This is a genomic window from Brevibacillus sp. TJ4 (genome assembly GCF_044627595.2).
Lineage (GTDB): Bacteria > Bacillota > Bacilli > Brevibacillales > Brevibacillaceae > Brevibacillus.
Map to the genome: position 1 here is coordinate 3,846,871 of NZ_CP185865.1, position 14,876 is coordinate 3,861,746.

Sequence of the window (14,876 nt, forward strand, 5' to 3'; positions counted from 1 at the left end):
CCCGCGCTTCCCCGGCTCACACCCCTTGGGCAGCGTACTCGCGCAGCTTCAGCTTGCCGCTGCACTTGCTGCAGCGATAGCGCGCCGGGTTCATTTTTCGCTTCCGCTTGTAGCTGGTGCCGCAAGCCTGGCATACCAGCTCGTATCGATACGGAAGCTGTTTTCGTCCCTCTCCCACTTGCTGGCAGTAGCGGCTGCCTCCGACCTTTTGGAGCAATTCGCGAAAATCCCGGTCTGCATGGCGATAGCCTCGCTTGGCGAGATGCAGGTGGTAATGGCACAGCTCGTGTTTGACGATCGCCACCAGTTCCTCTTCTCCGTGCTCTTCGAGATGACGGGGATTGATTTCGATATCGTGCGTACGCAGCAGGTATCGTCCGCCTGTCGTCCGCAATCTTTTGTTGAACCTTGCCTGATGGCGAAAAGGCATTTCAAAAAAGCGAGTGGAGATGTCCTCCACCAGTCTTTGCAATTCCTGGTCGGTCATCTTTTTGCCTCCGCATGTTCTTTCTTCCACGATAGCAGTTTCCCCCGGATTGCGCCAGACGAATGGTGCACTTGGACGTTTCGCAAAGCACCAACATGCCTGTCCTGCTGTGCGAACGGGAGGGACTGCACGTGAAGCTGGAATTTTACAACGGCGAATCACGAATAAAAGGCACCTCCAGTTCGTCTCGCTGCATACAATGCATAGACGAATAACATCAGGAGGTACCCTTTATGCCACAATGGATGCGAAAGCAATTGCAGCGTGCCTTCAGCGGGAAGGACGTGCGTCAAATCCGCTTGCTGAATACGTGCTGGTTTTTATACTGGGAAAAACATGGCGGCAATCCACAATAAGTGATTGCCGCCTTTTTTGTTGCCGCCTCTAGGCTTCCTCAGGAGAGATCATGCTCAGGCCCACGCGCTGGCGCTTTTCATCGATTTCCACGACCCACACATCCACGATGTCACCTACTGTTACGACATCGAGCGGATGCTTGACAAAGCCCTTTTTCAGGCGGGAGATGTGCACCAGCCCGTCATTTTTCAAGCCGATGTCGACAAACGCGCCAAAATCGACGACATTTCGCACCGTACCTTGCAGCTTCATGCCCGGACTCAGATCAGCGAGTTGCAGAACATCGCTGCGCAGCAATGGCTTGGGCAGTTCCTCCCGCGGGTCGCGTCCGGGACGCAGCAAACTTTCCACGATATCTGCCAGCGTCGGTTCACCGATCCCCAGTTGGTCGGCGACCTGTGCCACATCGAGCGCGAGCAGGCGCTTCCGGCACGTCTCGCTGCCGATCTCTTGCGGTGCCACCTCGATCATGTCCAGCAGCTTGTGCACTGCTTCGTACGACTCGGGGTGAATCGGCGTCTTGTCGAGTGGATTGCTCCCGTCTGAGATGCGCAAAAACCCGACGCACTGCTCGAACGTCTTGGCGCCCAGTCTGGGCACTTCCTTCAACTGCGCACGACTGGTAAACTTGCCGATCTCCTCGCGCTTCTTGACGATGTTACCGGCTACCTGTCGGCTAATCCCGGAGACGTACTGCAGCAGGGAAGAGGATGCCGTGTTCACGTCCACACCGACGTGGTTTACCGCCGATTCCACGACAAATTGCAGGCTTTCAGCCAGACGGCTTTGCGACACGTCATGCTGGTACTGCCCGACGCCGACCGATTTGGGGTCGATTTTCACCAGTTCTGCCAACGGGTCCTGCAAACGCCGGGCAATCGATACCGCGCTGCGCTCCGCCACGTCCAGTTCGGGGAACTCTTCTTTCGCCAGCTCCGATGCCGAATAGACAGAGGCACCCGCCTCGTTGACGATGATGTAGTGAATCGCCTGCTTCAACTCTTTGAGTACGCTAGCGATGAACTGCTCGGTTTCGCGCGAAGCTGTCCCGTTGCCGATCGCGATCAGCGTGACGCCGTACTTTTCGATCAGTTGCTTGACCTTGGCCGATGCTTCCGCCACCTTGTTGACAGGCGGAGTCGGATAGACGACCGCCACCTCCAGCAGCTTGCCCGTATCATCGACTACCGCCAGCTTGCAGCCGGTACGGTATGCAGGGTCGACACCGAGGACGACTTTGCCTTTTACCGGGGGCTGGAGCAGCAAATTGCGCAGATTTTCCGAAAAGATGTGGATCGCCTGCTCCTCTGCCACATCCGTCAGCTCAGCGCGCACCTCGCGCTCAATGGACGGGGCGATCAGCCGTTTGTAGGCATCTTCCACGGTCGTCGCGAGCAAGGAGCGGACCACGGTCTCGTGGCGGATGACCCGCTTCTCCAGCCAGGCGAAAATCTCGTCTACCGGCGCTTCCACGGTCACCTTCAGGATGCCTTCGCTCTCCCCGCGATTGATCGCCAGCACGCGGTGCGGGACTACTTTTTTCAATGGCTCGCTATAGGCGTAATACATTTGATAGACGTTTTTTTCGTCCGCCTCTTCTGCCTTTTGCTCGGTCACGAGCAGGCCTTTTTGCAGCGTGCGCTGCCGCACCCACTGGCGAATGTCGGGATCGTCGGAGATTTGCTCGGCGATGATGTCCATCGCTCCCTGCAGCGCTTCCTCCACCGAAGCGACCCCTTTTTCCGGGTCGATGAAGCGCGCTGCTTCCTGCTTTGGATCGCCTGTCTTCGGCAGCGTCAGCAGGTACTGGGCGAGCGGCTCCAGGCCCTTTTCCTTGGCCATCGTAGCCCGCGTCCGCCGCTTTTGCCGATACGGACGGTACAAATCCTCGACTTCCTGCAGCTTGCTCGCCCGCTCGATCGCGGTTTTCAATTCATCTGTCAGCTTGCCTTGTTCCTCGATAAGGCGAAGGACCTCTTCCTTGCGCACAGACAGATTGCGCAAATAGCGAACGCGCTCTTCAATCGCGCGAATTTGTGTCTCGTCGAGCTGCCCGGTCATCTCCTTGCGGTAGCGGGCGATGAAGGGAACGGTATTTCCTTCGTCCAGCAGTGCAATCGTACGTTCTGCCTGATGAGGCTTCACCCCCGTATCGCGGGCGACTGTCTGGATCAATAGCGTCAGCTCCATGAAATCTCCTCCTACGTCAACTGTTATCCCCAAAAGGCAACTCCCGTATCATCGAGAAAGCCGCCAGACAAAGAAAAGGCGCCTGGCGGACACCTTTTACAAACATGCTTATGGGATCGTCTCGTGATGTTCCATCTGTAAGGCTTCACGCAATTTGTTCAAGGCACGGCGCTGCAAGCGGGAAACGTGCATCTGCGACATGCCGAGAAGATCGCCTGTCTGCTTCTGGCTCAAATTTTCATAAAATGTCATCCGAATGATTTCTCTTTCCCGCATGTCCAGAGAGCTCATGGCGTGATCGATCGTCAGGTCCCGGTCGACGCGGCTGAAGCCTTCGTCCTGGACCCCGACAAGATCAAACAGCGTGATTGTATTGCCTTCACTGTCCGCTTCCAGCTCGCTGTCCATGGAAAGCGAGTGATAGCTGCGACCCATCTCCAGCGTCTCCAGGATTTCCTCCTCGGACACGCCCATGTGCTGGGCGATGTCGGAAATGTGCGGAGAGCGCTGCAACTTCATCGTCAATTCGTCCACGACGTGCTTGATTTTCGGACTTAGTTCTTTCACCCGGCGCGGCACGTGGACACTCCACGTCTTGTCCCGGATAAAACGCTTGATTTCCCCGACAATCGTCGGTATGGCAAAACTCTCAAAGGTTCGCTCGAAAGCGGGATCGTATCTGCTAATCGACGAAAGCAATCCGATCATCCCGACTTGGATCAAATCTTCACGAAGAATTTGACCGCGCGCGAACTTCTGTGCCAGCGTCTCTACCAGCGGGGTATACGCTTCTACCAGAAGTTCCCGCAAAACTTCCCGCTCCGACTGTTTGTACTCTAGCAGCAGCTCCCTGCGCTGCTCGCGGCTAAACGTCCGTCTTGGAGATTGTCCGGTCATCACCAGCCACCCCATCTCGGCGCAAATACTTGGTCATCGCCACGGAGACGCCAGAAGCGGTGTGAAACGAGACCTCATCCATCAGAGTGTGGATCAGGAATAATCCCAAACCTCCCTCTTCAAGATCGTCCTCGTCCACCTCGGCCGCCAGGGGAGCAAGCTGCTTCCCCACAGTGTCGACCGCAAAGCCTTTTCCCTGATCGGCAACGGTAATCGTCAAGCGGTCAGGAAATACTAGGCATTCGAGATTGAGTCTGCCCTCTTCCTGTTCGTATGCGTGCTCGACCGCATTGGTGCACGCTTCCCCTACAGCCAGCTTGATATCCTCAATCTCATCATAGGTAAAACCCATCCGATGAGCCACACCAGAAACCAGCAAGCGGGCCACGCCTAAATACTCCACTCGGTTTGGCAGCGTCAACTGTACCAGCTCTACATCAGATGCTTTGCGCCCCTCCATTACTGCTCTCTCCTTTTTTAGACGGCGATCAAATCGTAAAAGCCCGTGATCCGAAACAACCTCTCCACACGGGGAGAGAGGTTTCGCACCCGTAACTGGCTGCCTGAATTTTTACAAGCCTTCATTGCGGCAATAAAGATTCCGATGCCTGTACTGTCCATGTAATCTACCTGTGCCAAGTCAACCGCGATCTGTTTTACCCCTGGCTCTATTGCCAGCGCCAGCAATGCCTCTTTTGCTTGCGGGCCGGTAAAGGCATCGACCTCTCCGCAGAGGACCACCAGATACCCCGCCTCTTCCTTGATTGTCTCGATTGTCAGGTCCATCCGAATTTTCCCCCCGTGCCACTCAGGTTCTACGTAAAACGATCATGGTGTAATCATCCCGCTGTTCAAAATCGGAGAGCATCAGCAGTTTGTGATAAAGCTCGCTCACCATAGACTGTACAGGTGCCTTTGTTTGCTGGAGCATGTAGGATACGAGCTGCTCCCTTGTTATGTACGTTTTGCCGATTTTAAACTCGGTCACTCCGTCCGTCAGCAGAACCAGCATATCGCCAGGCTGCAAATGTACTTCCTGCTCCTGGTAGTGGCTCTGTGCATCCAGGCCGAGCGCCGCCCCCTGCCCGTCAAGATCGTAAAAACGACCCTCTGCCGCGCGATAGACAAAGCCTGGTTCATGGCCGGCGACTGCGTACCGAAAACGGTGGGTACGCGTGTCATAGCTTCCGAATACCATTGTGACAAACATGCTGGAATCAATATTGCGTTCTACGACCCGATTAAGATGGCGGAGCATGCGGTCGGGATTGAGCAAAATCTCTCCCAAACTGTCCATTGCGTATTTCAGCATGGACATACACATCGCTGCTGCAATTCCTTTGCCGGTGATGTCGCCGAGCGTGACACTGAATTTATGTTCGCCGTAGTGTATGAAGTTGTAGTAATCGCCTGAAATTTCACTTGCTCCCATGCTGACCAGGCCGACTTCGACACCCGGATAAACCGGCACATCCCGCGGCAACAGCGCCTGCTGCATCGTCGAGGCGACGGCAATTTCCGACTGCATCTGCTCATGCCTGCTTCGCCAGCTCCGCAATGCGCGATGTTCGTTGCCGTACTCGATCATCACCTCGGTCAATATCCGAAAGGAAGCGCGAACCACCTCGGGCACTTCGGTCAAACTCTCCAATACCCGTCCGTGCAAATCAATCAATTCCTCGGGAGAAATGTCCCGGCGGAGCAACCATTTGCCCAACTGCTGCGCAGTGTAGAGTTCGTCTTCGCCCTGCTTGCTCAAGTAATTGCTGAGGATTTGTCCATATTCCGCATCCAATCCTCGGCCCATCCTTACGCTCCACCTTTCCCAACTGGTTCACACCACTTCACAACTACGACCTGCGTACCTTCTTGCGGTTTACTCTGTATAAAAAAGTCATCCATCATACGCTTCACGCCTGGAAGCCCTGCCCCCAGCGCGCCGATCGTCGAATAGCCGTCTTCCAATGCTTTTCGTATATCGGGGATCCCGGGGCCAGAATCCTCCGCAGTAATCTGCACACCCTTTTTACCGTTCACCTCTACCACTGCAATCGTAATCGTCCCCGCTTTTGCAAACAGGTAGATATTGCGCGCCAATTCAGAAATAGAAGTGGCAATACGCGATTGCATGACCGCACCAAACCCCAGCCTCATCGCCAAATTTCGACCTGCCTGCCGGGCTGTCACGATATCTGGCTCGCGAGTGATCTCGATGACAATTCTCTCAGGATCTGACTCTGCCACAACCAGAAAACCCCTTCCACTCTTTCCATTTGACTACCATTCAACAACGATTGGCATAACTTGTCAATTTTTGTCTAATATTCTAGTTGCAAATACATTCGCTGCCACGCCCAAAAATTCCTGCACTTTCGCAAAGAAAACCTCGTTGCCCAAACATTTTCAAACAAAAATAAAAAAACCACTTGGTTGCTGCAAGCCAAGCAGTTTTTCCTCTTCTGTCGACGCATCAGAAATCAATGAGTCCCAGACTGATTTGCAGGGATTCATTGACCCGTTCCATCATCTCTTCATCGAGATGAGTGATTTTGTCGGTTAATCTTTGTTTGTCGATGGTTCGTATCTGTTCCAACAAAATGACGGAATCACGATCAAATCCATAAATCTTGGCATCAATCTCTACATGAGTCGGCAATTTTGCCTTTTGAATCTGCGCCGTGATAGCGGCGACGATGACTGTCGGACTAAATCGGTTTCCTATGTCGTTTTGAATCACCAAAACTGGCCGTACGCCCCCTTGTTCCGAGCCTACGACCGGGGAAAGGTCCGCGAAAAACACATCGCCACGTTTGACGATCACTGGTCACACCCCGCTAACTAAGCGGACAAGAGTATGGTCAGCCTCTTCCTCAGCGCCAAATGCCTCCGATGCCATTTTTAGATTGATTTTCGCCATTTCCATGTACCCTTTTTGCATCGTCTCACGGATCGTGCGTTTTTTGCGTTCCTTGAGATACAGGTGCATCGCCTGGCGAATAAACTCGCTGCGATTGGATTTTTCCTTCTCAATCAAGCCATCCACTTCTTGGAGCAAGTGATGTGGCAAGCTAATCATGATGCGTTTCGTATTCGACTTCGACAAGACAAATCCACCTCCAACCATGACCGTAACTTCCATCCGCTGTAGATTGTCACACTGATTGCCAGTATGACACTACCATTATGTCGAAACCACTGCAAATATATACCTGTCGCGCACATTTTCGGTTCCGGCACTTAAGTATAATTCGCGTTCCTCGCAAAAATTCCTGCCGGCTTTCCCTGGCAGTAGTTTCCAGTTACACCGGGACGTTTTTTTCGGACAGCAGATGAACAACAGCTATTTCTTTTCCCTGGCGCACGTAGACACGGGGAATCCGGTGGTTCAGCATGCACGGCACCTCGTAATTGATCGTGCCGATCAGCGCAGCAACCTCGTCGAGCGAGATTTCCTCGTTTCCTTGCTTGCCGTAGAGGACCACTTCGTCGTCGACCTGGGCACTGCCCTGTTCGATGCGGACCATGATCTGGTCCATGCAGACGCGACCGACGATGGGCGCTCTGCTGCCTTTGACCAATACCGCGCCGCGATTGGACAACAGCCGGGAGTATCCGTCAGCGTATCCAATCGGCAGCGTGGCGATCCGCTCCCCTGGCTGGGCTGTATAGGTTGCTCCGTAGCTGACGGTAAACGGCTCTGCGGCTACCTTTACATGGGCGATTCTCGTCTTGAGCGAAAGAGCCGGGTGCAATCTGACAGCCGCTTGCTCTTTCATGTACGAAGAAGGATACAATCCGTATAAACCTATGCCCAAACGGATCGTATCATACCCCCATTCCGGAAAAGCGATAGCCGCCGCCGTATTGCAGCAATGCACCTTGGGCAGCGTCTTGCCTGCATCGCGCAGCACCTGGAGAAAGGACTGAAACGTATCGTGTTGGCGTCGCACATGGGTCGTATCCGCTTCGTCCGCACAGGCAAAGTGGGTGAAAATACCCGTCCAGGCCAACTTGCTGCTTCGCTCCAGCGCCTCGACCACAGACAGCAGTTCGTCTGCCGTACGCACACCCAGCCGTCCCATGCCCGTGTCTGTTTTGATGTGGATACCCACCGGTGGGCAGGCAGCATCCTGCAACCGCTGCTCCGCCTGAAATACCCACTCCTCACTGTAGGCCGTCAGCTCTACCCGCCGATGGCTCGCCACTTCCACCGAATCGACTGGTGTGTATCCGAGTACAAGGATCGGTGCCTCGATACCAGCCTGACGCAGCACAATCGCTTCGTCCAGAAATGCCACAGCGAGCGTATCGGCTCCGGCCAGGAGCGCTTCCTTTGCGACCTGGACAGAACCGTGTCCGTATCCGTCTGCCTTGACGACTGCCATAATTCCCGTCGTAGCGGGCAGGTGCTGCCGAAATGTTTGTACATTCGCACGAATCGCGTCCAAATCTACTTCAACCCATGTGTCACGGCAATACGGTTTCATCCTTATCTCCTCTTGTTCTTTTGGTAATAATAGAGCCGCTCGTTCAGATGGCTCAAAAACTGGCGGGATACCATCAGCGATTCCCGCTTTCCTCCGACGCGATAGAGATGGCGTCCTTCGTAAATCTGCTCCACTTCCGACAAGGGATAGCTGTTCTCCTTGCCCGACATGGAAATAATCAGATGCGTTCGCGTCAGCTTGTATACCGGGCGCAGCACCGCCTTGTAAAAAAACGGGGCAAGTCCTACCACGGCAATCGCGATTGCAAACGCCAATACCTTAAAGGTGGTGTTGTTCTCGGTGAAGAGCTGCGACAAGATGACCATGCTGAAGGCGAATAGGACCGTTTCCCAGATTCGCATTTTCGTACTTTTTCGCAGCAGCAAGTCCTTATAGGTAGATTCTTCCTGATACAACACATCAGACGACGATTTCTTCATCTAGGGAATTCCACCTCGTTGCATAAGTTATCTTGAATGTATCGCGTTACTTCCTTGCTGTCAATGAACAGAGCTTTTTTGATGCAGCCAAAAAAGAGGCTATCCCTCAAGCCGTCCGACCTTTGGAATAGCCCCTCTGCTGGGTTACGTATTTGCTCTTACTCGGCTGCACTTTCTGCAAACTTCGGTTGTTCCCATTCACCCTCTACCTTTTTCGACACGGACTCTTCCAGGCGGGCTTGGCGTTCGTCTGCCTGCTCCTGCGTCAGCTTGCCGGCCTCTACTGCTGCTGCCAGCTTTTCTGTTTGCGGTGCGACCAGCAGATCGATCACGTCTTGCTTCACCACACCTTTGGCTTCTGCGATTTCTGCCAGGGTTTTGCCTGCTGCCAGTTCTGTCCGCAGCTCTTCGGCTTGCAGTCCGAGCAGCGTCAGCAGTTCTTCGCTATGGAAGAAGCCGCCAAAGCCTTTTCCGCCCATTCCTTCACGACCGCCAAAACCCGGGTTGTTTACCTGCTGCTCTACGCGTTCCGCCAGTTTGGCTTTCATCCCATCTGCCTGCTCCTGCGTCAGCTTGCCTGCCTCCACTGCTGCTGCCAGACGTTCTGCCTCGGCCGTAGTCAGCAGATCGATCACGTCTTGCTTCTCTACTCCTTGAGACTCTGCGATTTCTGCCAGGGTTTTGCCTGCTGCCAGTTCTGTCCGCAGCTCTTCGGCTTGCAGTCCGAGCAGCGTCAGCAGTTCTTCGCTATGGAAGAAGCCGCCAAAGCCTTTTCCGCCCATTCCTTCACGACCGCCAAAACCCGGGTTGTTTACCTGCTGCTCTGCGCGTTCCGCCAGTTTGGCTTTCATCCCATCTGCCTGCTCCTGCGTCAGCTTGCCTGCCTCCACTGCTGCTGCCAGACGTTCTGCCTCGGCCGTAGTCAGCAGATCGACCAGCTCTTGCTTCTCTACTCCTTGAGACTCTGCGATTTCTGCCAGGGTTTTGCCTGCTACCAGTTCTGTCCGCAGCTCTTCGGCTTGCAGTCCGAGCAGCGTCAGCAGCTCAGTATTTTCTTTGAAGACGATGCGGCTGGCGAACTCTCTGCCCGGAACCGGCTTTCCTTTTTCCATGACTCTTTTTTCCAACACCTCTGCCGGATTCACTGCTGTCTTCACATCTTCTGCCGCGTATGCACTGGCGAATACACCCAGGCTCAGCACTGTTGCCATCGATCCAAACAGAATTCCCATTTTTGCTTTGCTCAACATATCGTAATCATCCTTTCCTTTTCACCGTTTTTGGTTTCCCGAGGCGAGGGCGCCGCTCTCCCGGGTACATGCTCAAGTGTACAGCTGCTTTCTTTGAATCACGTTTGAGAAACGTGGAAAACTTGCGGGAATGTTTGGGCAGCTTTGTGGCAGCATGATGGAAAAAACAAACAAAAAAGTCCCCTCGCATCGGGGATCGTCGTCTCCGGTACAAGGGGCCATCCTTACTACTGCTTGTCCATTATGATTAGAGCTTTCTACCAGTCTGGTTCAGCGCCATGAATGACTACTTGGGTGCCAGTTGGGCCAGGAAGTGTTGCAGGGATTGTCGTCGTTGTGAAAAGAAAGGCAAACGCAAACAGTACCAATAGCTTTTTCACAAATATACCTCCCTTACTCCTTGATAGCATCATTATGACACATTCTTTCAATTTTTTCCATCTGATCAAATGAAATCGTTCGTTTGTGCAATCGATGATGCTGCAGATACAGACCTACACATTCCATCACGCGGTCCGAATCACCCAACTTTTGATAGTACCCCATGCTCTCAAGCAGGCTCGCAAAGCCTTCGTCAACGAGTCCAATCGAAAGCTGGCAAACCCCTTTACGCTTGTAGTACCTCGCCGCTTGCTTGATACGGTACGGATGGGCGAGAATGTCTGCCGGCAAGAACTGATCCTCGGACACGATCAGCTCTTTGATCCGGTCGTCGTTGCCGCTGTCCAGATAGACCTCGAGCAAATCACTGACGATCGTAATGCGGCGATCCGTCTCTACTTCCTCCAGGCACAGGTGGTACAGGCGAATCGCTTCTTCATATTCCCCTTTTTTCGCTTGCAAGAGAGCACGAAGGTGGTCCTTCCGGTAGTCTGCATATTTGCTTGCTTCGTACATCTTCAAATACACGTCCGCCATGATCAGATCCCCGACATGCAAATACGCGTTGACGATCGAAATCAGCGCAGATGCCTTGGACCTGCTGTCTGTCTCATCGGACCGTATCCCTTTGCTGCACAAGTCGATGCTTTCCGCATAATACTCCAGGATGTAAGCGTGGACTCCCATCCGATAATAAAAATCGATGCGCTCCTGCGGCGAGAGAAACTCGATGTAATGGAGCAATTCCTTTCCCCGCCTGTACGTTTCCTCGAATCGGGAAAAATCATCCCGTTCCAGCATATAGCGCTCATACAGGCTTTTTCCCAGGTAATACGGGATACCCTGCTTCCGGGCAAAATCAATCATCACGTCGTGGAGTGCGAGCTTGGCGTACGACTCTGCCGCTCCTTTTGTCACCTGGAGAAGATGATCCAACGCGAGGAAGGTATCCATCTTCGGTGTTTCCAACAGTCTTTGCGCCGCTTTTTGCATCAGGGTTTTGTTGTTCAGGGCAATGGATTCATCCAAAAGCAATTTAATCGTTGCGGGCTGTTCCGTTGCATCCAAGTAGATTCTGACGACGTGAGCATAGGGAATATTGAGCGTACGCGCGATTTTTTTCCACAAGGCAAAGCCGGGTCTTTTCGTTTCCCCCGTCTCAATCTTGGAAAGCGCCGTTTTGCTTACGCCTGTCCGCTCTGCGAGTGCGCTCAAAGATATGTTCTCCCGTTGCCGGTATGTCAGAATCAGTTCGCCAATCCTTTCCATCCCCATAATCGGAAGCCCCCCACACAAAAAGTTATCCTGTTTTCAATTGAATAATACCACACATACATCCTATATGGTTATCTCTACCATGTGTATAAAAGGGTAACATACGCGACAAGCAGATACATCCATCTGTTGGGCACAAAAAAGCAGGCGAGGGAAACATCCCGCCTGCCCGATGCCACACATTTATTTTCCGCCAACGCCATACGTGGACTGCGCCACATTGACCATCTCTTCTTCCGGCAGATCGCCTGTCAGCGTAAACTCGACGCCATCCAGCTCCCAGGTCAAATGTCGCTGATTGTCTCCTGTTTGGGCCAGTACACCAATCGTAAAGCCGAGGTCGATCGGCATGCCCTGCTCGTAGGAAACGGTTGCCGCTGTCGGACGCTGCTCAATCAGCTTGTAGTTGTACGCACCCGAGTAGGTGAGGACGACTGTGCGCTCGCCGTCGCGCGTGACCGGCTCGATGTCGCGTTGCTGTACGCCTTCTGGCATGTACGTCGGAACGATCACGCCAAACTGGCTGGATGGCTGCTCCGGTAGAGCCTGCATCTCGCCCTGCGCCAATGTCGGAATTGTCAAGAGCGAAGTCGTGTTCATATTGTGCTCTTTGTCGAAGGCATTTTCTTCGAAGGTCGGATTGAAGTCAAATTGGGTAAACTCGATCTTCACCAGCGGCTTCATGCTGGCATCCATAATTTCCGCGTATGTCGGTTTGAAATCTTCTGTCAGCCAAATCTTTTGTTTGGTCAGCGAACGGTTGCCGCTGTAGTTGGCCTTTACTTCAAAGACATACTGCTTGTCGTCCATATTCATTTGCCGTTCCACATCGTCGATAATGCTTCGGGCCAGTGTCTCGTACAGGTAAAGCGGCCCATTGTTCTCAGGCCAGCCGCTCTGGAAGCGGAAGCTCTTCTTCAAATGTGGCGTAAGGACAAATACCCCTTCGTCATTGCGCAGGATAATCTGCGTGATGCCCCGTTGTTTGGAGGTAAGGGCTACCCGGTAGTTGGTCGGTTTTTCGTACCAGACTTGGACATCGTACTCCATCGGTGTTGTGCCTGTCTGCATGGTGAGGATCGCTTGAGACTTGTAGCCAGCCATTTTGTCCAGCGTACCGCTCAAGTCGTTCACCACATCTTCTGGTGTTTTCTGACCAAAGCAGCCGCCGAGCAGCAGGGTCAAGACCAACAATAACACCAGTGGAAAAGCTGCTCGTTTCATTTCTTGAATTCCTCCTTGTCTCATTTTTCGACAAAGAAGGGCACCCCTGTCTATTTCCTGGGAAATCTGTCAGTCTTCCTATCGGACATTCGAGTCAGCGAATTAAAGCATGAAAGTGATGGGAGCGTGACATCGATTCATATCGACAGTAGACGATCACGTTGCCAGAGCAGGTAGTCCCTCCTAATCTACGCGATATAAATCTATGTCCATCCTCGTCCCAATATGCAGACAAGTTTACACTTCCATAATCACCTGTGCGATCGCATGTGTCCGACTATGCGAAATACTGAGATGAATACGTGTCAGTTGTGGGTCCAAACCCAATTTATGAAAAACATGGGCTCCAATTTTCATTTCCGGCTTGCCCTGTTCGTTCGCAAGTACCTCCATATCGAGAAAGCCGACTGTCCCTCCGATTCCCGTCCCCAATGCTTTGGACGCCGCTTCCTTGGCAGCGAACCTGCCAGCGACATACTCGTAACGCGACACCCCTTGTCTGCGGGCAAACCCCTTCTGCTCCTCCTCTGTAAGCAAACGTCGCAGGGCTTTTTCGTTCCGCTCCAGCATTGCCTGAATCCGCTCGATTTCCACCATATCGATTCCGATCCCCACGATCAAACGCGAACACCTCTTTCGTTTCTCTTTCCTTCTGCCACGGTATCATCCTCGTTTCAGTTTTGACAAGCAAAACGACAAAAAACCCCCGCTCATCGCGGGGGTTGCACACTTACTCGGTAGGTTGCTGTTGTTGTGCAGAACGGTTTGCAGACTGCTGATTTTGACGGCGTACCTGGGAGACGTTTGTTTCACTCGCAAATTCGGTAGCAGTGTTTTGTTGCGCTGCGCGATTTGCAGATTGTTGGTTTTGACGACGAACTTGGGAGACGTTTGTCTCACTTGCAAATTCGGTAGCTGCGTTTTGCTGCGCTTGCTGCATGCCAGCCTGCTTGTTTTGCTTAGCCATTGTTCCAATCACCTCCTCGAGATCACTGTACATAGGATGTACCCGCGTATCTCTTTGTATCCTTCCTGATTTCTCCACATCAAAAGAAGGCGGCGTGACCGGATGGATGTCGGGGCATCTTAAAAGTGTTCGAACATGCAGGGTTTCCCACGACGAGGTCGAATACCGTATCTCTGGCTATTTTACAAAAGGAGTGTTTCCCATGGCTGATAAAGTGATTGTTTACACCCAAACAACATGTGGCCCTTGCCAAGAGGAGAAAATGTGGCTGACGCAAAACCAGGTTCCATTCGAGGATCGCGATATTCGCAAAAACGACGACTACTTCCAGGAAGCGATCTCCCTGGGCGCCAGCATGACACCTGTTACGCTCATCGAAAAAGAAGACGGAGAGCGCATCGTCGTACACGGCTTTGACAAAGAGGAATTGCGCAAGCACCTGGGCTTGTAGGCCCCAAAAAATAAATAAGCGCAGGATCGTTACATCCAGCGCTACCCACTATGAATCAGCCAAACGTAGGTGTGTTTACGGCTGATTTTTTCTTGACGACGGTTGACATATCCGGCAATGTTGACAAAATTTGTTTGACTTCAGGGGCGCACTCGTTGTTGATCGAATAAAACACCCAAGGGCCTTTTCGTTTTTCTTTAACCAACCCGTGTGTTTTCAGCTTCGCCAAATGCTGAGAAACGGAGGGCTGGGATGCTTGCAAAATCTCCACAAGATCACGGACACACAAGGTCTGCACTTGCAGGAGGGCCATGATCGTCAAACGCGTTCTGTCGCCGAGCAGCTTATAAACCTCTGACAGTAGCACAACCTGCATCACATCCATTTCCATTACGAACCCACCTTTGCCTTGCGTTGCGTTTCTTTAGAGTTAGTATACTATACCCCATATAAGGTGGGAAAGATATGTT

General features: G+C 52.8%; 19 protein-coding genes. 2 read left to right on the forward strand and 17 right to left on the reverse strand.

Annotated elements, in window-relative coordinates; translation table 11 throughout:
* Positions 1–16 precede the first annotated feature (16 nt).
* The gene (locus tag ACAF76_RS18920) at positions 17–487 is read right to left on the reverse strand and encodes a SprT family protein (protein ID WP_421617933.1); all 471 of its coding nucleotides are present in this window, start codon (positions 485–487) and stop codon (positions 17–19) included.
* Positions 488–720: 233 nt separating this feature from the next.
* Here ACAF76_RS18920 and cmpA point away from each other — a divergent pair, with 233 nt between their 5' ends.
* Positions 721–843 carry a cortex morphogenetic protein CmpA gene (gene cmpA, locus ACAF76_RS18925; protein WP_421617193.1) on the forward strand — a complete coding sequence of 41 codons (123 nt, stop codon included), beginning with the start codon at positions 721–723 and terminating at the stop codon, positions 841–843.
* A gap of 28 nt (positions 844–871) precedes the next feature.
* Here cmpA and ACAF76_RS18930 read toward each other — a convergent pair whose 3' ends face one another.
* The 15 genes from ACAF76_RS18930 to ACAF76_RS19000 all read right to left on the reverse strand — a co-directional run bounded on the left by ACAF76_RS18930 (position 872) and on the right by ACAF76_RS19000 (position 13,955).
* On the reverse strand, positions 872–3,034 hold the full coding sequence (locus ACAF76_RS18930) for a Tex family protein (RefSeq protein WP_421617194.1): 2,163 nt from the start codon (positions 3,032–3,034) through the stop codon (positions 872–874).
* A gap of 108 nt (positions 3,035–3,142) precedes the next feature.
* Positions 3,143–3,931, reverse strand: coding sequence for an RNA polymerase sigma factor SigB (gene sigB / locus ACAF76_RS18935; RefSeq protein ID WP_421617195.1), 789 nt, complete (start codon positions 3,929–3,931; stop codon positions 3,143–3,145).
* Positions 3,900–4,391 carry an anti-sigma B factor RsbW gene (gene rsbW / locus ACAF76_RS18940; RefSeq protein WP_421617196.1) on the reverse strand — a complete coding sequence of 164 codons (492 nt, stop codon included), beginning with the start codon at positions 4,389–4,391 and terminating at the stop codon, positions 3,900–3,902. The genes sigB and rsbW overlap by 32 nt, the downstream gene beginning before the upstream one ends.
* Positions 4,392–4,408: 17 nt before the next feature.
* Positions 4,409–4,717: an STAS domain-containing protein gene (locus tag ACAF76_RS18945; protein ID WP_421617197.1), complete on the reverse strand. Its 309-nt coding sequence runs from the start codon at positions 4,715–4,717 to the stop codon at positions 4,409–4,411.
* A 22-nt stretch (positions 4,718–4,739) separates the two neighbouring features.
* Positions 4,740–5,738, reverse strand: coding sequence for a PP2C family protein-serine/threonine phosphatase (locus ACAF76_RS18950; RefSeq protein ID WP_421617198.1), 999 nt, complete (start codon positions 5,736–5,738; stop codon positions 4,740–4,742).
* Between the two features lie 2 nt (positions 5,739–5,740).
* Entirely contained in the window at positions 5,741–6,175 is a 435-nt protein-coding gene (locus ACAF76_RS18955) for an anti-sigma regulatory factor (RefSeq protein ID WP_421617199.1), read from the reverse strand.
* A 226-nt stretch (positions 6,176–6,401) separates the two neighbouring features.
* Complete coding sequence (locus ACAF76_RS18960; protein ID WP_421617200.1) at positions 6,402–6,752, reverse strand: type II toxin-antitoxin system PemK/MazF family toxin; 351 nt, start codon at positions 6,750–6,752, stop codon at positions 6,402–6,404.
* 3 nt (positions 6,753–6,755) lie between these two features.
* The gene (locus ACAF76_RS18965; RefSeq protein ID WP_421617201.1) at positions 6,756–7,055 is read right to left on the reverse strand and encodes a CopG family ribbon-helix-helix protein; all 300 of its coding nucleotides are present in this window, start codon (positions 7,053–7,055) and stop codon (positions 6,756–6,758) included.
* Between the two features lie 175 nt (positions 7,056–7,230).
* Positions 7,231–8,418 (reverse strand): alanine racemase, encoded by a 1,188-nt coding sequence (gene alr, locus ACAF76_RS18970; RefSeq protein WP_421617202.1) that lies wholly within the window; start codon positions 8,416–8,418, stop codon positions 7,231–7,233.
* 2 nt (positions 8,419–8,420) lie between these two features.
* A complete protein-coding gene (locus ACAF76_RS18975; protein WP_421617203.1) occupies positions 8,421–8,858 on the reverse strand; it encodes a hypothetical protein in 438 nt (145 codons plus the stop codon).
* Positions 8,859–9,016: 158 nt separating this feature from the next.
* Positions 9,017–10,108 carry a hypothetical protein gene (locus ACAF76_RS18980; protein ID WP_421617204.1) on the reverse strand — a complete coding sequence of 364 codons (1,092 nt, stop codon included), beginning with the start codon at positions 10,106–10,108 and terminating at the stop codon, positions 9,017–9,019.
* Between the two features lie 393 nt (positions 10,109–10,501).
* On the reverse strand, positions 10,502–11,764 hold the full coding sequence (locus tag ACAF76_RS18985; RefSeq protein WP_421617205.1) for a helix-turn-helix domain-containing protein: 1,263 nt from the start codon (positions 11,762–11,764) through the stop codon (positions 10,502–10,504).
* A gap of 183 nt (positions 11,765–11,947) precedes the next feature.
* Positions 11,948–12,988 (reverse strand): DUF4367 domain-containing protein, encoded by a 1,041-nt coding sequence (locus ACAF76_RS18990; protein WP_421617206.1) that lies wholly within the window; start codon positions 12,986–12,988, stop codon positions 11,948–11,950.
* Between the two features lie 237 nt (positions 12,989–13,225).
* The gene (gene acpS, locus ACAF76_RS18995; protein ID WP_421617207.1) at positions 13,226–13,609 is read right to left on the reverse strand and encodes a holo-ACP synthase; all 384 of its coding nucleotides are present in this window, start codon (positions 13,607–13,609) and stop codon (positions 13,226–13,228) included.
* Positions 13,610–13,718: 109 nt separating this feature from the next.
* Positions 13,719–13,955: a gamma-type small acid-soluble spore protein gene (locus ACAF76_RS19000; RefSeq protein WP_421617208.1), complete on the reverse strand. Its 237-nt coding sequence runs from the start codon at positions 13,953–13,955 to the stop codon at positions 13,719–13,721.
* A gap of 202 nt (positions 13,956–14,157) precedes the next feature.
* Between ACAF76_RS19000 and ACAF76_RS19005 the strand changes: the two genes are divergently transcribed.
* Positions 14,158–14,406: a glutaredoxin family protein gene (locus tag ACAF76_RS19005; protein WP_421617209.1), complete on the forward strand. Its 249-nt coding sequence runs from the start codon at positions 14,158–14,160 to the stop codon at positions 14,404–14,406.
* A gap of 55 nt (positions 14,407–14,461) precedes the next feature.
* On the opposite strand, the gene ACAF76_RS19010 is transcribed toward ACAF76_RS19005, so the two are convergent.
* Positions 14,462–14,797, reverse strand: coding sequence for an ArsR/SmtB family transcription factor (locus tag ACAF76_RS19010; protein WP_421617210.1), 336 nt, complete (start codon positions 14,795–14,797; stop codon positions 14,462–14,464).
* Positions 14,798–14,876 lie beyond the last annotated feature (79 nt).

What these genes read in the sequence shown, in the direction of transcription:
- ACAF76_RS18920 (WP_421617933.1), bottom strand. Translation starts at nt 487, where the DNA reads ATGACCGACCAGGAATTGCAAAGACTGGTGGAGGACATCTCCACTCGC.
- cmpA (WP_421617193.1), top strand. Translation starts at nt 721, where the DNA reads ATGCCACAATGGATGCGAAAGCAATTGCAGCGTGCCTTCAGCGGGAAG.
- ACAF76_RS18930 (WP_421617194.1), bottom strand. Translation starts at nt 3,034, where the DNA reads ATGGAGCTGACGCTATTGATCCAGACAGTCGCCCGCGATACGGGGGTG.
- sigB (WP_421617195.1), bottom strand. Translation starts at nt 3,931, where the DNA reads ATGACCGGACAATCTCCAAGACGGACGTTTAGCCGCGAGCAGCGCAGG.
- rsbW (WP_421617196.1), bottom strand. Translation starts at nt 4,391, where the DNA reads ATGGAGGGGCGCAAAGCATCTGATGTAGAGCTGGTACAGTTGACGCTG.
- ACAF76_RS18945 (WP_421617197.1), bottom strand. Translation starts at nt 4,717, where the DNA reads ATGGACCTGACAATCGAGACAATCAAGGAAGAGGCGGGGTATCTGGTG.
- ACAF76_RS18950 (WP_421617198.1), bottom strand. Translation starts at nt 5,738, where the DNA reads ATGGGCCGAGGATTGGATGCGGAATATGGACAAATCCTCAGCAATTAC.
- ACAF76_RS18965 (WP_421617201.1), bottom strand. Translation starts at nt 7,055, where the DNA reads ATGGTTGGAGGTGGATTTGTCTTGTCGAAGTCGAATACGAAACGCATC.
- alr (WP_421617202.1), bottom strand. Translation starts at nt 8,418, where the DNA reads ATGAAACCGTATTGCCGTGACACATGGGTTGAAGTAGATTTGGACGCG.
- ACAF76_RS18975 (WP_421617203.1), bottom strand. Translation starts at nt 8,858, where the DNA reads ATGAAGAAATCGTCGTCTGATGTGTTGTATCAGGAAGAATCTACCTAT.
- ACAF76_RS18980 (WP_421617204.1), bottom strand. Translation starts at nt 10,108, where the DNA reads ATGTTGAGCAAAGCAAAAATGGGAATTCTGTTTGGATCGATGGCAACA.
- ACAF76_RS18985 (WP_421617205.1), bottom strand. Translation starts at nt 11,764, where the DNA reads ATGGGGATGGAAAGGATTGGCGAACTGATTCTGACATACCGGCAACGG.
- ACAF76_RS18990 (WP_421617206.1), bottom strand. Translation starts at nt 12,988, where the DNA reads ATGAAACGAGCAGCTTTTCCACTGGTGTTATTGTTGGTCTTGACCCTG.
- ACAF76_RS19000 (WP_421617208.1), bottom strand. Translation starts at nt 13,955, where the DNA reads ATGGCTAAGCAAAACAAGCAGGCTGGCATGCAGCAAGCGCAGCAAAAC.
- ACAF76_RS19005 (WP_421617209.1), top strand. Translation starts at nt 14,158, where the DNA reads ATGGCTGATAAAGTGATTGTTTACACCCAAACAACATGTGGCCCTTGC.
- ACAF76_RS19010 (WP_421617210.1), bottom strand. Translation starts at nt 14,797, where the DNA reads ATGGAAATGGATGTGATGCAGGTTGTGCTACTGTCAGAGGTTTATAAG.